A 14,502-nucleotide genomic window follows, 5' to 3' on the forward strand; every position below is an offset into this window, starting at 1 on the left:
TGCTGCTGCCACTGCGCTCTACCCTCGCCTTGCACAACCCCAGTCCAACGCAGCCGGCTAAGTGGCGAGCGCGATGCGCATCAGGGCCAGTTAGCCCTGCGCCTGCCATTCGACAAATTCCATCCTCTGGGATGCGCACAGGCGGTTCAGCGCCGCCACGCCCTGCACAAAGTGCGGCTCCTTCTCATGCGCCGCCAACGCCTGGCGGTCGGTCCATGCCTCAAAGAGATAGACCAGCTCTTGGCCCACCGCAAGGTCGTAGCGCAGGCAGCCAGCCTCCTGCCGGCTGGCCCGCGCCAAGGTGGTAAGCGTCGAGACGACGTCCGGCAAATGGCCGGGCAGGGGTTGCAAGGTGACGATCAGGTTCAGCGGTGCAGTCAATTCTGGCTCCTTGGATGAGATGGCGTTGTGGTTCAACAGAGTCATCGATACAAGCCTAGCATTGATGCGCATACAGGCGCAGCTGGGGCGGTCAACGCCGATCGACCGCAACCGTATAGCGGCTAAAAATGCAAACGCCCGATGCAGTGCACCGGGCGTCATGGGCCGGATGGCTCCGGCATTTTTTATCCGTCCCAACTAGCGACTTCCATGGCGACGGGCCATTCTCAGTTGCAGCCTGTACGCAGGCCGGTCACTTCGCGTCCGGCAAGGCGTAGGCAATGATGTAGTCACCGCGATCGGGGGCTGTGCGGCCACCGCCTGCCGTCACCACCACATATTGCTTTCCGGAGCTGGGGGACTTGAACACCAGCGGTGTGGACTGCGCACCCACGGGCAGGGGCGACTTCCAGATCTCTTCGCCGGTCTTCACATCCATGGCGCGCAGATAGTAGTCGGCCGTGCCGGTGTAGAAGATCAGACCGGATGCGGTCGCCACCGGGCCGCCCAGCGAGGGCATTCCGATGGGGATGGGCAAACCGGTCTTGATGCCCATGGGGCCCATCTGCTCTACGGTGCCCAATGAACGCTGCCAGGCGATCTTGCGCGTCTTCAGGTCGATGGCGGTCATCATGCCGAAAGGCGGATCGGTACAGGGCACGCCAATCTGCGAGGTGACCATCACACGGTTTACACCATAAGGGGTACCTTCCATCGGCACCACACCAGCGACGCTCGGCGTGGTCTTGCCGGAGGCGATGAGGGCCTTGTCGGCTTCCGCGCGTGGCAGAAGCCGGGCCTTCATCATGATCCGCATATCGTTCACGATGAGGTAGTCGTGGACCTTGTCGATGGAGATACCGCCCCAGTTCATCGTGCCGAACGGCGATGGGTGGGGGATGTACCAGTTGGTGCTTGGCGGTGTGAAGTCGCCCTTGTATTCCAACTGCTTGAACGCTATGCGGCAAGCCAACTGGTCGATGGGGGTAATGCCCCACATCTGCGCTTCGGTCAGCACCCCTTGGCGAATCTGCGGCATGCCTACCGAGTAGGGTTGCGTGGCAGCGAGCTTCTCGCCTGGCAAGCCCTCGGTGGACACCGGCTTTTCCTGCACTTCTGCGATCGGCTTGCCAGAGCGGCGGTCGATCACGAAGATCTCGCCACGCTTGGTCGTCTGAATCAGCGCGGGAATCCGCTCGCCGTTGTCGCCAGGCACGTCGTAGAGGACGGGCTTGGAAGGCAGGTCGTAATCCCACACATCATGGTGCGTGGTCTGGAACACCCAGCGTTCGGCGCCAGTCCGCGCATCCAATGCCACGACCGAGGAGCTGACACGGTCGGTTTCCGGGGTGCGGTGGCCGCCATACATGTCTGGCGTGCCGTTGCCCGTGGGCAGGTAGACCAGGCCCAGCTCGGCGTCGTACGTAGGGGCGGCCCAGGTATTGGGTGTGCCGCGGGTGTAGTGCTCGCCGGGGCCCGGCGCCGTGGTCACGCCGGGACGGCCCACATCCCATGCCCATGCCAGCTCACCGGTCACGGCGTCGAATGCGCGCACCGCGCCAGAAGGCTCATCGACCGATTGGTTGTCCATCACCCAGCCGCCCACCAGCAGGCGGTCGCCGGCAAGCACGGGGCCCGCCGTGGGGTTGTAGAAGCCGGGCACGATGTCGCCCATGCCGGTGGCCAACGACACCTGGCCGTTTTTGCCGAAGTCGCTGCAGAACTGGCCGCTGGCGGCATCCAGCGCGATCAGGCGCATGTCAGCCGTGGTCAGGTAGATGCGACGCGCGCATGCGCCGCCGGGCGGGGTAACGGGGGCCGACGCAGCCGGCGTCTTTTGGACTGGGGCCGATTCAGCAGTCTGGGGCAATTCGTAATACGCCAGTGAGCGGCAGCGCTGCCAGGTGGGGCTGAAGCCCGAATTCACCTTGGGGTCGAACGTCCACAGCTGCTTGCCGGTGTCCGCCTCGATCGCAAAGACCTGGTTGGAGGGCGTGCAGGCATACAGCACATTGCCGATCTGCAGCGGGGTATTCTGGTTTTCTTTGCCGCCAAAGGCGAAGTCCCCGGTGCGGAAGGTCCATGCGACTTGCAAGCCCTTGACGTTGCCGGGCGTGATTTGGTCAGCGGTGGCAAACTGCGTGCCATCCGGCGTGCGGCCGTAGTTGGTCCAGTTGGCATGGTCATCGCGGGGCTGGTAGCCCTGTGCGATTTCGGGCTCGGCCCCGGGCTTCACCGTCCAGATGGGCTGGAAGGCGGCGATGAAGGCCCCAACAATCCCCAGCGCAAGCAACGCAGCCGTGCCGCGAGACGCGCCTTTGATATGGGCACAACGCTCGCTACCGCGCAGGTAGGGCACCACCAGCGCAATCAACATACCGAGCACGGCGGGCAGGCCGATGCGTGCTGCAAGAGGCCAGAAATGCCATCCCACCTCCCACAAGGCCCAGACGACGGTAATGGCAAAGCAGGCGGCATAGAGCCAGGCGCCACGTACATCCGCTCTGACCAGAAAGACACCGGCCACCAGAACCAGCAGTCCAACCGGCAGATAATAAAAAGAGCCCCCAAGCTGCAAGAGTTGAAGGCCACCATAGGCAAGATAGGCGCCCAACGCGATAGCGATGACGCCCAAGATGGCCGCGAACACCCGGGCGGCGCGCGGAGCCCATGCGGGCTGACTGGCTGACATACAGAAGATCTCCGAAGATATGTTCACCAGACCCGAGCCCCATGCTCCGGTCTGGATGGCGCACCGCAGCAGGCGTTCATGGTGTATCGCTCCGTCATTGGTTGCGATGCGCAACTTTTATTGTAATTTAATGTCTGTGTTTGAGTGAGACCATCTCCATATTGGCCATACGCAAATTGCGAAACGCAACTAAAACAATGACAAGCCCCCGCCCTGCCCCTTCCATCCCCCTCGACGTCGTCCATCAGTTGCGGGGGTTTTCTCGCCAGCTGGTGCGTGAGCTGGGCTATCTGCGGTCACCGTTCGGCGGCAGTGAGCTGGCTCCGTCTGCTGTCCACGCCATCATCGAGATAGGCGCGCAGCCTGGTCTCCAGGCCCGCGATCTGGCTGCGCTGCTGCGGCTGGACAAATCCAACACCAGCCGGCAGCTGGCCAAGCTGGAGGCCATGGGTTTGGTCCGCAGAGAATCGGCCGCCGACGACGCCCGTTCTTCCCGCTTGTTTCTCACGGACGAGGGACGGGACTTGCAGGTTCGCATCGACCACTTTGGCACCGCACAGGTCACGCGCGTGCTGCAACAACTGGAGCCTCATGAACACGATGCGCTGAACCGGCTGCTGTCCCTGTACGCGTCTGCGCTGTCACGCGACAACGCCCATGTGGACCGGCCGGCCCAGATCGAGCGCCAGCTGTCGTCCGGATATACGCCCGGCATGCTGGGCGATGTGTCTGCCATGCTGGCGCGGCATTTTGCTGTGCAAGGCATGGATGCGAAGGCCTGCGAATGCCACACCGCGATGGAGCTCTCGGCCTTTCTGCAGTCGCCGCTGGACGAGGGAAAAGGCATGTGGCTGTACCGTGAGGACACGCGCGTGCTGGGCTGCATCGTGCTCGAGGGCAATCCGCTCACGCGCGTGGGGCGGCTGCGCTGGTTCATTGTGGACAGCAGTCTGCGTGGCCTGGGCATTGGCAAGCGCCTTTTGCTAAAAGCACTGGCCCATGCGGATCTCCATTTCGACGAAATCCATCTGGCGGACCTGGGCGAGTCCAGCGCCACAGCCGCGCTCTACGGTTCTCAGGGTTTTGCGCAGGTGTCTGCCCGGTCCGTGACGCGGTGGGGAGTGGAGACCACCGAGCGGCGCTTTCTTCGCTTGCGGAATGCGCGAGCAGGACTGCAGAACAAGGCCTAATCCGCCTCTGCAGTAGAGGACCGGCATCGAGCGCAATGCACCGGAGGACGGGCCCCTGACGCCAACCCGCCAGGTCCGCCCGTGCTTCTTCAGGAAGCCCAAGCGCCCATCGCGCCCCTCGCCTTTGCCGCACTATGGCTGGGACGAGAAGCGGCATACGCGCGTGATGCGGCTTCGCGGCCTGAGTGACCCAGCACCATGGGGCAACGAGGCCGGCAGCGCTTACTCCACCGTGACCGACTTGGCCAGGTTGCGCGGCTTGTCCACATCGGTGCCGCGCGCCACGGCCGTGTGGTACGACAACAGCTGCAGCGGCACCACATGCAGGATGGGGCTGAGCACGCCATAGTGCTCGGGCATGCGGATCACATGCATGCCTTCGGCGTTCTCGATGTTGGTGTTGGCATCGGCCAGCACATAGAGCACGCCGCCACGCGCCCGCACTTCCTGCATATTGCTCTTGAGCTTTTCCAGCAGTTCGTCATTGGGGGCCACGGTGACGACCGGCATCTCGCTGTCCACCAGCGCCAGCGGGCCGTGTTTCAGCTCACCGGCTGGGTAGGCTTCGGCGTGGATGTAGCTGATCTCCTTGAGCTTGAGCGCGCCTTCCAGTGCAATCGGGTAGTGGATGCCCCGGCCCAGGAAGAGCGCGTTTTGCTTGCGCGCAAAATCCTCGGCCCAGCTGACCACCTGGGGCTCCAGCGCCAGCACGGCCTGCAAGGCGAGGGGCAGGTGGCGCATTTTTTCCAGGTAGGTATCGGATTGCGCCTCGGTGATCTGGCCCTTGCTCTGGCCCAGCGCCAGGGTCAGCAGGAACAGGCCTGCCAGCTGCGTGGTGAAGGCCTTGGTGGAGGCCACACCGATTTCCATGCCGGCGCGGGTGATGTAGCTCAGCTTGCACTCGCGCACCATCGCGCTGGTGGCCACATTGCAGATGGTCAGGGTGTTGGTCATGCCCAGGCTCTGCGCATGGCGCAGCGCCGCCAGGGTGTCGGCCGTCTCGCCCGATTGGCTGATCGTGACCACCAGCGCCCGGGGGTTGGGCACGCTCTTGCGGTAGCGGTACTCGCTGGCCACTTCGACATTGCAGCGGATGCCTGCCAGGCCCTCCATCCAGTATTTGGCGGCGCAGCCGCTGTAGTAGCTGGTGCCACAGGCGAGGATCAACACCTCGTCAATCTCTTTGAAGATACGCCAGGCGGCGGTGCCATCCGGGCCATCGAACAGTTCGGGCACAACGCTTTGCACGCCCTCCAGGGTTTCCGCAATCGCGCGCGGCTGCTCGAAGATCTCCTTTTGCATGTAGTGGCGGTAGGGGCCCAGCTCCACAGCACCGCTGTGGGCATGCACGGTCTTGACCGGGCGCTCGGCCAGGTCCAGAGTTTTGCCGTGGTGGTCCACCACCCAATAGCGGCCAATCTGCAGATCGACCATATCGCCTTCGGCCAGGTAGACGATCTGGTCGGTCACGCCGGCCAGTGCCATCGCGTCGCTGGCCAGGAAGTTCTCGTTGTTGCCCACGCCCAGGATCAGCGGCGAGCCGGCACGCGCGCCGACCACGCGGTGGGGTTCGTCCTTGTGCATGACGGCAATCGCATAGGCGCCACGCAGCGCCTTGATGGCCTGCTGCAATGCGCTGAACAGGTCGCCGTCGTAATGGCTGTCCACCAGGTGGGCAATCACCTCGGTATCGGTCTGGCTCAAAAACTGGTAACCCTTGGCTTGCAGCTCGGCGCGCAGCGCCTCATGGTTCTCGATGATCCCGTTGTGCACCAGGGCCACACGGCCCACTGCCTGCACATCGGCCACGCCGGGGCCGGCGCTGAAATGCGGGTGGGCATTGTGCACGGCGGGTGCGCCATGCGTGGCCCAGCGCGTATGGGCGATGCCGGTGGCGCCCTGCACCTGTTCGCTGGCCACCTGCTCCATCAGCTCGGCCACACGGGCCGTGCTGCGGGCGCGGCGCAGGCCGCCGGGCTGCCGGCCGTCGAGGCTAGCCTCATGCACGGCTACGCCGCAGGAGTCATAGCCACGGTACTCCAGCCGCTGCAGGCCTTGCACCAGCACCGGGACGATATTGCGCGTAGAAACTGCACCAACAATGCCGCACATAGCTTTCACTCCTTGATCAACAATGGCAGCAGTGTAGACAGGTGGCCGTATTATTTTCTTTCCATTTTTCATGACAGATGAAATAAAATTTCAACAAATATATTCATTGAAATAAAATTTCAAAATGAACGGCGAAATGAATGATTTCACCTTGGACATCATCGATTTGCAACTGCTGGACGCGTTGCAGAAGGATGCCTCCGTCAGCAACCAGGCGCTGGCCGACAAGGTGCATGTCTCGCCCCCCACCTGCCTGCGCCGCACCAAGCGGCTGCGCGAGATGGGGCTGATCGCCGCCGAGGTGGCCCTGCTCTCGCACGATGTGCTGGCCCAGGTGCAGGGCTTTGGCCTGTTTGCGCTGGTGGAGGTCAGCCTGGACCGGCAGGGCGCTGAAGAGCTGGATGCCTTTGAGGCCTTCGTCGTGCAGAACGACCAGGTGCAGCAGTGCTGGCGGGTCAGCCCCGGGCCGGATTTTGTGCTGGTGGTCTACGCCCATGACATGCCCGGTTATCTGGCCTTGACCCAAAAGCTGTTCACTTCGCAGAGCAATGTGCGCAATGTGAAAACCTACTTTGCCACCAAGCGCAGCAAATTCGTCACCCGCATTCCGCTGCCCAAAGGGCCGCACCTGTCGCTGCACAGCTGAGGACAGGACTCCCGTCGCGGCAGGGATTACCCGCTGGGGTACAACGGGCATTGGCTGCAGCGGTTTCACCAGGAAGACCGGCCCCGACAACGGCCACAGCGATGTACGTAACCACTCTGCAGCAGGCGTGAATGACATAAATCTTCAACAAATGTCAGCGGAGCCTACAAGCTTGTCGCGGCGATAGTCCGGCCTCATACTGGCGCCATGAGTATCAAACAGTAACATCGTGAGGCGGGTCCTTCGATGCATGGGCGAAATGACTCATCGGGCAAGAGAGGCTAACCATGGTGCATATCAAAATGGACAGCACCCAGCAACGCAGCGACTGGGGCCGCATTGTTTTTCTGGCGTCCTGTGCGCTGGCCGCTGCGGGGGCCCTGTGGCAGCGCAATGCCTCCTGGCCGGTGTGGCTGGCGATCGTGCTGCCACTGGTGGCTTGGCCATTGCTGGCCCGCTGGCGTACGCGCCGCACAGGCGGCTCCGACATCAACGACGTGATCCTGTCCTTTGTCGACGGTCTGGTGATCGGCGTCTGGGTCGCGCTGGTGCATTTCCACCTGCTGACCAGCGCGATCATGCTGATGGTGCTGGTTCACTGCGCCTACGCGATGCAAAGCGTGCGCCATGCCGTGCTGGCCATTGCGGGGGCCATCGCAGGCGTCGCCGTTGCCGGGCTGCTCACCTCGTTTGACGTCCAGCACAGCACGAGCAGCTTCACCATCGTCGGAAGCCTGCTGGCAGTCGCCCTCTACCTGGCGATGCAAGGCATTGCCACTGGCCACCTGCTGCGCAGCCTGGCCCACAAGGAGCAGATGCTGATGGTGATGCGCCGGGTCGATGCGATGACTGGCTTCTTTGGCCGCATGTACTGGCAGGACCTTGCAACGCGCCTGTTCGCCTATGCCAAGCAAAAGGACATCCCTGCCTTCCTCATCGTTGTAGATGTGGATAACTTCCGCGAGCTCAACAGCCGCCATGGTGATACCGCCGGCGACGAGGTCATCATTGCGGTGGCCAACACCTTGCGCACCTGCGTGCGGCCGGGTGATGCCACCTGCCGCTTTGGCGGCGACTCCTTTGCGGTGCTGCTGTCCGGGGTGAACCTGGACATCGCCAACCAGATCGCCGACCGCATCCACAGCCAGGCGCTCAACCGCCGCCTGCGCGATTGGCCCGATGTGCAGATCAGCGTCAGCATCGGCATCGCCAGTCTGGCCAAATACCACCAGTCGGTGGACGACTGGATCCACCAGGCGGAAGCCGCGCTGGAGCAGGCCCGGGGCGCGCCCCGCAGCTACGGCAGCCATGCCACGCTGGAACCCATCTCGGCCGCCCACCTGGCGGAGCTGGCCAGCATGCCAGGCCCCGGAGCCCCCGCAGGCGCCTGACCACAGCCTTCATCCCCTCAGGCGCCGGGGGTGGTGGCTCTTCTCCCGACGCCAGGCGCCTGTGCCGATATGCCCAGGCGCTCTGTCGCTCAAGACTTCTTCTGCGGCCGTTGCCAGTTCGCAATGCTGACCTGCTTGCCGCGCGCCACGCTCAAGGCGCCCGGCGGCGTGTTCTTGGTGATGGTGGAGCCGCCGCCCACGGTGCCGCCGGCACCAATGGTCACCGGGGCCACCAGCACACAGTTGCTGCCCACATGCACATCGGCTTCGATGATGGTGCGGTGCTTGTTCGCGCCGTCGTAGTTGGCGGTGATGCTGCCCGCGCCGTAGTTGACCCGCTCGCCGACCTCCGCATCGCCCAGGTAGGCCAGGTGGTTGGCCTTGGCGCCATCGGCCAGCCGCGAGTTCTTGACCTCGACAAAATTGCCGATGTGTACCTGCTTGCCCAGTTGGGCACCGGGGCGCAGGCGGGCAAACGGCCCCACCAGCGCGCCCTCGCCCACCTGGGCGCCTGCGGCCTCGCCATCGATATGGGTAAACGGGTGGATCACCGCATCGGCGGCAATCTCGGCATTGCTGATATGGCAGTAGGCGCCAATGCGCGCGCCATCGCCAATGCGCACCTGGCCGCCAAAGATGCAGCCCACGTCGATCTCCACATCCTGGCCGCAGAGCAGCTGCGCCTTGCCACCACGCGCATCGTCGCGCAGGTCAAAACGGGCCGGGTCGGCCATGCGCACACCCTGGGCCATCAGCGCCTGGGCCTGGCGCATCTGGTGGGCACGCTCGAGCTCGGCCAGCTGCTGGGGGCTGTTGATGCCGGCCACCTGCAGCACATCGGCGATGCAATGGCCTTCGACGGCCACGCCATCGGCAACGGCCATCGCCACGATGTCGGTCAGGTAGTACTCACCCTGGGCGTTGTGGTTGTTCAGCCGGGCCAGCCAGGGCTTGAGCCAGCGTGCCGGCACGGCCATGATGCCGCTGTAGATCTCGGTGATCGCGCGCTCCTGCGCATTCGCATCCTTTTGCTCGACGATGCGCTGCACCGTGCCTTCGGCATTGCGCACGATGCGGCCGTAACCGGTGGGATCGGGCATGTTGACGGTGAGTAAGGCCATGCGGTCGCTGCCCGCCGCATCAAGCAGGCCCTGCAACGTGTCTGCCTGCGTCAGCGGCACATCGCCGGACAGCACAATCGCCATGCCATCGTCGGCCAGCAGCGGCACCGCCTGCTGCACGGCGTGGCCCGTGCCCAGTTGCGGCTCCTGGCGCGCAAAGTCCAACTGCGTGCTGCCTGCACTGCTCTGGCCGATCGCCGCCTCCACCTGCTCGGCGCCGTGGCCGGTGATCACCACCGCTGAGCGGGCCTGCAGCTGTGCAGCGGTGTCGAGCACATGCTGCAGCAACGCACGCCCGGCCAGCTTCTGCAAAACCTTGGGGTGGCGGCTTTTCATGCGCGTACCCTTGCCAGCGGCCATGATGATGATGTCGAGTGGAGCGTTCATGGTGAATCAGCGAGGCGGCGCCGGGCGCCACCTCTTAAAAGACAAAACCCTGCGATTATCGCGCGCTCCAACGGCTGCGGGCCTGCACCGGCGCAAGCGCTGTCAGGCAAAAAAAACAGCCTGCACGGGGCAGGCTGTTGATCGGTATGGCGCAGAGCTTAGAGGTTGTAGAGCATGCTGCCGTCGGTCTTACCCCATTGGAAGCGGGTGAACCAGCGGGCTGGCTGCTCATCCAGGTTGGGCTGTCCACCCTGGTTCTTGGGGAAGTGGTAGACCAGCGGATCCTGGCGCTTGCTCTCGATGACGACCGATTGGCCCGCCTTGAGAACCACGGTGTGACCGGCGTGCAGCACCAGATCACCGGCCTGCAGGCTGGCTTCGTTGCTCAGACCCAGGCCCAGGGTAATCCAGGCGGTGCCTTCGGAGATGCGCAGCAAGACGTCACGCTGGGGCACAAAGCTGATGGCCTTGCCAGTGGGCAGAATGCGCATCTCGGCGGCAGCCGACGCAGCGCGGCTGGCACGCGCGGGGCGCGCAGCGATGGTGCCAGCGGACAGAACATGAGATGCAGACATAGCCATGGTGGTTTCCTTTGCAGGGCCCTGGTATCGAAGCGATCCTAGGGTTTACCCGATATGCGTATCTTGCGCCTTGGCCACGCCGGCGTCCAATGAATAAAAGAGGGCCGATCAATGCAGCCACGGCATTAATGGTTTACCCTAGGTTTTGGAGTTTCTGCGGCCCCGGGCCGCGCCAAGCCAGCGGCAGCTATCGAAGCAGGAGCATGATGGACGCCTGCCCCGGGGATACACCCTGGCGCAGTGTGTACTTCTTGCTACAGTGCCTCCACCATGCCAGACCTGCCTCTGCCGCCTTCCCTGCTCCGCACCCGGCCCATTGCCGTGGGCCATCTGCGCGCTTTTCTGGCGGTGGCCCGCTACCTGAACTTTCGCGCCGCCGCCGAGGAGCTGGCGCTGACCCAGTCGGCCGTCAGCCGCCAGATCCAGGCGCTGGAGGATGAGGTCGGTATTGCGCTGTTTCTGCGCCATACCCGCGCGGTGGAGCTGACCAGCGCCGGCGCCCAGCTCCAACGCGCGGTATCCCCCGCCATCGAGCGTATCGACTCGGCCGTGCGCCTGATCCGCCAGACCAGCGGCCGCAAGAGCGTGGCCATCACCACCTGGGCCAGCTTTGCGTCGATGTGGCTGATTCCGCGCATGGAGGCCTTCCAGCGCGACAACCCCGAAATCGACATCCGCATCGATGCCACCGACAACGTGCTCGACCTGGAAACCTCGGATGTGGACCTGGCGCTGCGCTACAGCCTGCCCCAGCACGCCACTGCCAACGCGCAGCGCCTGTTTGGCGAGCAGTTGGCCGTCGTCGCCAGCCCCTGGCTGCTGCAAAGCCACCCGCGCATCAGCCAGCCCGCCGACGTGGCCCGCCATACCCTCATTGAAGCGGGCGACGCCCACCGGCTGCAGCACCTGGACTGGCTGACCTGGGAGCGCTGGCTGGAGCTGCATGGCTGCGGCAATCTGCAGCCCAAACGCTGGCTGTTCCTCAACTATGCCCACCAGATTGCGCAGGCCGCCCTGACCGGCCAGGGCCTGGCGCTGGCGCGCATGCCGCTGGTCGCCGATGCGCTGGCCAATGGCGACCTGGTCGAGGTGCTGCCCGAGTTCCGCATGGATTCCCCCCTCGCCTACTGGCTGATCATTGGCCCGCGCAGCCAGCAACGCCCCGAAGTGACCGCCTTTTGCGCCTGGCTGCAGTTGCAGGCCGCCGCCACGCGCACGGCCATTGGCGATACCTCCGGCAACTGATGGGGGCTGGGGAAAGCCAACGCTGATACGCCCACCCTCTCAGCACCGGCCAATTCACTATTAGACAAGGCAGAGCACCCTCCCTACAGTCAAAGCGGCTGCCCGCGTGTTACACACCCGCAGGCAGCCACCTATAACGACACAAGGAGACTGCCATGTTCCACCCTCGCTTTGGCCGCCGGCGGGCGCTGGCGCTGTGTGCGGCGCTGCTCGCTGGCGCGGCCAGCCCGGCGCTGCAGGCCCAGGACTTTCCCAGCAAGCCCATCAAATTCATCGTGCCCTTCGGGCCGGGCAGCGGCACCGATACCTCGGCGCGCTACTACGCCAAAAAGCTGCAGCAGCTCAGCGGCCAGCCGGTGGTGGTGGAGAACAGGCCGGGTGGCAATGGCTTCATAGCGGTCAAGCAGGCCTTGTCGGCCCCGGCGGATGGCTACACGGTCTTTATTGGCAGCAACTCCACCCTGGCAGTGAACACGGCGCTGTTCAAAGCGCTGCCCTATGACGCGCAAAAGGACTTTGCGCCGCTGACGATGATGATGCGCGCGCCGGCCATCGTCGTGGCGCCGGGCGATGCCGATACCAAGCAGCTCAAGGATCTGGTGGCCAAAGCCCAGGCCAACCCCGGCAAGATCAACTTTGGTGCGGGCTCGGCCGGCTACCAGCTGATGGGTGAGCTGTTCAACGACGTGGCCAAGGTGCAGACCGTGCATGTGCCTTTCAAGGGCGCGGGCGAGGTCGCCACCGCCGTGGCCGGCCATACGGTGGATTACGCCTTTGCCGAGGCCACCTCGGTGCAGGAGCTGATCAAGGCCGGGCGCCTGACGGGCCTGGCCGTCGCTTCCGACAGCCGCGTGGCCGCGCTGCCCAACGTACCCACGGCCCGCGAAGCGGGGCTGCCTGGCATCGAGGCCTACACCTGGGTGGGGGCGATGGTCAGCAGCAAGACACCGGAGGACATCAGCGCCAGGCTGGCGGGTTGGTTCATGCAGATTGCAGCCGAGCCCGAAACCCAGCAGTTCTATGCCAACCTGGGCGCCACCGCGATGAGCGGCGGCCCGGCGCAGATGCGCCAGTTCCAGGCCGATGAGATTGCGCTGTGGAAGCGCATTGCCACGCAGGCCAAGATTGAGCTGCAGTAAAACTGCAGGCCGCCTGGCCTAGAGGCGCGGCCCGGGAACCTGGCTGCTCATTGGCTGGGGCTGGAAGTCAGGCTCACAGGGCTGAGGCCATCCTTGCGGGCAGGCGCATGCCAGCCGCAGTCAAAAAGAGCCATTCAGAAAAAAGAGCCGCTCCCCAACAAAAGGGAGCGGGTCTTTGATCGAACAGCCAGCCCGGCAAGCCCGGCTTGGCAACCCAGCGTTATGCCAAGGTGACCCGGGCAAACTTGCGCTTGCCCACTTGCACGACAAAGGTGCCGGCGGGCAGCTTCAGGCCCTTGTCCTCGATCACCACGCCATCCACCCGCACACCGCCGCCGTCGATCAGGCGGTTGGCTTCACTGGTGGAAGGGGCCAGGTTGGCCTGCTTGAGCAGCGCGCCAATTCCCAGCGGCGCACCGCTCAGCGCGACGTCGGGAATGTCGTCCGGAATGCCGCCCTTGCTGCGGTTGATGAAATCCTGCTCGGCCGCATCGGCCGCTGCTGCGCTGTGGAAACGCGCGGTGATTTCCTTGGCCAGCAGCACCTTGGCGTCCTTGGGGTTGCGGCCGCCTTCGATCTCCAGCTTGAGCGCAGAGATCTCCGGCAGGCTCATGAAGGACAGCAAGGTGAACCAGTCCCACATCAGATCGTCCGAAATCGACAGCACCTTGGCAAACATGGTGTTGGCGTCTTCGGTGATGCCGATGTAGTTGTTCTTGGACTTGGACATCTTGTGCACGCCGTCCAGGCCCACCAGCAGCGGCATGGTCAGCACGCACTGGGATTCCTGGCCGTACTCGGCCTGCAGATGGCGGCCCATCATCAGGTTGAACTTCTGGTCGGTACCGCCCAGCTCCAGGTCGCTCTTGAGCGCCACCGAGTCATAGCCCTGCAGCAGCGGGTACAGGAACTCGTGCAGGCTGATGGAGCTGCCTTCGTGGAAACGGGTGTGGAAGTCGTTGCGCTCCATCATGCGCGCCACGGTGTACTTGGCCGACAGCTCGATCATGCCGCGTGCGCCCAGCTTGTCGCACCACTCGCTGTTGTAGCGCAGTTCGGTCTTGCTTGGGTCGAGCACCTTGTAGGCCTGCTCCTTATAGGTCTCGGCATTCACCTGGATCTGCGCAGCGGTCAGCGGCGGCCGGGTGCTGTTGCGGCCCGAGGGGTCGCCAATCAAGGTGGTGAAATCGCCGATCAGGAAGATCACGGTATGGCCCAGGTCCTGCAGCTGGCGCATCTTGTTGAGCACCACGGTGTGGCCAATGTGGATATCCGGGGCTGTTGGGTCCAGGCCCAGCTTGATGCGCAGCGGCACGCCCGTCGCCTCGGATTTGGCCAGTTTTTTGACCCATTCCTCCTGTGGCAGCAGCTCATCCACCCCACGCAGACTTACCTGCAAAGCCTCTTGCACACGTTCGGTAACAGGGTAAGTTGTAACAGTCGATTGATTCATATGGGGTTTCTCAGGTTGCCAGCAAAGCCGAGGGCGTTATACTGCGTCCCTTGCGTTGCAGCGTTTTATTCTAGCCGCGTCTGTCAGACGATGTCCCAAGGGGACTTCATCCAGGCCCGCGAACGCTGCACATGAAGTTTTTTTTGTGCCTTCTTGTTAAAAAA

The 14,502-nt window shown here is 63.9% G+C and carries 11 protein-coding genes; 5 read left to right on the forward strand and 6 right to left on the reverse strand.

Annotated features, from left to right (window positions below; all coding sequences use genetic code 11):
- Nucleotides 1–90: 90 nt before the first annotated feature.
- Both MJ205_RS16635 and MJ205_RS16640 read right to left on the reverse strand, forming a co-directional pair.
- A complete protein-coding gene (locus tag MJ205_RS16635; RefSeq protein ID WP_239809479.1) occupies nt 91–381 on the reverse strand; it encodes a putative quinol monooxygenase in 291 nt (96 codons plus the stop codon).
- A gap of 253 nt (nt 382–634) precedes the next feature.
- Nucleotides 635–3,073, reverse strand: a complete 2,439-nt coding sequence (locus tag MJ205_RS16640) for a membrane-bound PQQ-dependent dehydrogenase, glucose/quinate/shikimate family (protein WP_239809480.1) — start codon at nt 3,071–3,073, stop codon at nt 635–637.
- A 140-nt stretch (nt 3,074–3,213) separates the two neighbouring features.
- On the opposite strand from MJ205_RS16640, the gene MJ205_RS16645 reads away from it, so the two are divergent.
- On the forward strand, nt 3,214–4,263 hold the full coding sequence (locus MJ205_RS16645) for a bifunctional helix-turn-helix transcriptional regulator/GNAT family N-acetyltransferase (RefSeq protein ID WP_239809481.1): 1,050 nt from the start codon (nt 3,214–3,216) through the stop codon (nt 4,261–4,263).
- Between the two features lie 222 nt (nt 4,264–4,485).
- Here MJ205_RS16645 and glmS read toward each other — a convergent pair whose 3' ends face one another.
- Entirely contained in the window at nt 4,486–6,375 is a 1,890-nt protein-coding gene (gene glmS / locus MJ205_RS16650) for a glutamine--fructose-6-phosphate transaminase (isomerizing) (protein ID WP_239809482.1), read from the reverse strand.
- Nucleotides 6,376–6,511: 136 nt separating this feature from the next.
- Here glmS and MJ205_RS16655 point away from each other — a divergent pair, with 136 nt between their 5' ends.
- Together MJ205_RS16655 and MJ205_RS16660 are read left to right on the forward strand one after the other, a co-directional pair.
- The gene (locus MJ205_RS16655; RefSeq protein WP_239809483.1) at nt 6,512–7,021 is read left to right on the forward strand and encodes an Lrp/AsnC family transcriptional regulator; all 510 of its coding nucleotides are present in this window, start codon (nt 6,512–6,514) and stop codon (nt 7,019–7,021) included.
- Between the two features lie 287 nt (nt 7,022–7,308).
- Nucleotides 7,309–8,412 carry a sensor domain-containing diguanylate cyclase gene (locus MJ205_RS16660; RefSeq protein WP_239809484.1) on the forward strand — a complete coding sequence of 368 codons (1,104 nt, stop codon included), beginning with the start codon at nt 7,309–7,311 and terminating at the stop codon, nt 8,410–8,412.
- A gap of 89 nt (nt 8,413–8,501) precedes the next feature.
- Here MJ205_RS16660 and glmU read toward each other — a convergent pair whose 3' ends face one another.
- Both glmU and MJ205_RS16670 read right to left on the reverse strand, forming a co-directional pair.
- Nucleotides 8,502–9,920 (reverse strand): bifunctional UDP-N-acetylglucosamine diphosphorylase/glucosamine-1-phosphate N-acetyltransferase GlmU, encoded by a 1,419-nt coding sequence (gene glmU, locus MJ205_RS16665; protein ID WP_239809485.1) that lies wholly within the window; start codon nt 9,918–9,920, stop codon nt 8,502–8,504.
- 158 nt (nt 9,921–10,078) lie between these two features.
- Nucleotides 10,079–10,501: a DUF2917 domain-containing protein gene (locus tag MJ205_RS16670; RefSeq protein ID WP_239809486.1), complete on the reverse strand. Its 423-nt coding sequence runs from the start codon at nt 10,499–10,501 to the stop codon at nt 10,079–10,081.
- Between the two features lie 270 nt (nt 10,502–10,771).
- On the opposite strand from MJ205_RS16670, the gene MJ205_RS16675 reads away from it, so the two are divergent.
- Together MJ205_RS16675 and MJ205_RS16680 are read left to right on the forward strand one after the other, a co-directional pair.
- Nucleotides 10,772–11,746 (forward strand): LysR substrate-binding domain-containing protein, encoded by a 975-nt coding sequence (locus MJ205_RS16675; protein ID WP_239809487.1) that lies wholly within the window; start codon nt 10,772–10,774, stop codon nt 11,744–11,746.
- A 155-nt stretch (nt 11,747–11,901) separates the two neighbouring features.
- Nucleotides 11,902–12,885 carry a Bug family tripartite tricarboxylate transporter substrate binding protein gene (locus tag MJ205_RS16680; protein ID WP_239809488.1) on the forward strand — a complete coding sequence of 328 codons (984 nt, stop codon included), beginning with the start codon at nt 11,902–11,904 and terminating at the stop codon, nt 12,883–12,885.
- 220 nt (nt 12,886–13,105) lie between these two features.
- Here the strand turns inward: MJ205_RS16680 and tyrS are convergent, their stop codons facing one another.
- Nucleotides 13,106–14,338 (reverse strand): tyrosine--tRNA ligase, encoded by a 1,233-nt coding sequence (gene tyrS, locus MJ205_RS16685; protein WP_239809489.1) that lies wholly within the window; start codon nt 14,336–14,338, stop codon nt 13,106–13,108.
- Nucleotides 14,339–14,502: the final 164 nt, after the last annotated feature.

The sequence above is a fragment of the Comamonas sp. B21-038 genome (genome assembly GCF_022387135.1).
Classification (GTDB): Bacteria; Pseudomonadota; Gammaproteobacteria; order Burkholderiales; family Burkholderiaceae_C; genus Comamonas; species Comamonas sediminis.

Coding starts and splice junctions, on each gene's coding strand:
- MJ205_RS16675 (WP_239809487.1), top strand. CDS start 10,772: ATGCCAGACCTGCCTCTGCCGCCTTCCCTGCTCCGCACCCGGCCCATT.
- tyrS (WP_239809489.1), bottom strand. CDS start 14,338: ATGAATCAATCGACTGTTACAACTTACCCTGTTACCGAACGTGTGCAA.
- MJ205_RS16660 (WP_239809484.1), top strand. CDS start 7,309: ATGGTGCATATCAAAATGGACAGCACCCAGCAACGCAGCGACTGGGGC.
- MJ205_RS16640 (WP_239809480.1), bottom strand. CDS start 3,073: ATGTCAGCCAGTCAGCCCGCATGGGCTCCGCGCGCCGCCCGGGTGTTC.
- MJ205_RS16670 (WP_239809486.1), bottom strand. CDS start 10,501: ATGGCTATGTCTGCATCTCATGTTCTGTCCGCTGGCACCATCGCTGCG.
- glmU (WP_239809485.1), bottom strand. CDS start 9,920: ATGAACGCTCCACTCGACATCATCATCATGGCCGCTGGCAAGGGTACG.
- MJ205_RS16680 (WP_239809488.1), top strand. CDS start 11,902: ATGTTCCACCCTCGCTTTGGCCGCCGGCGGGCGCTGGCGCTGTGTGCG.
- MJ205_RS16655 (WP_239809483.1), top strand. CDS start 6,512: ATGAATGATTTCACCTTGGACATCATCGATTTGCAACTGCTGGACGCG.
- glmS (WP_239809482.1), bottom strand. CDS start 6,375: ATGTGCGGCATTGTTGGTGCAGTTTCTACGCGCAATATCGTCCCGGTG.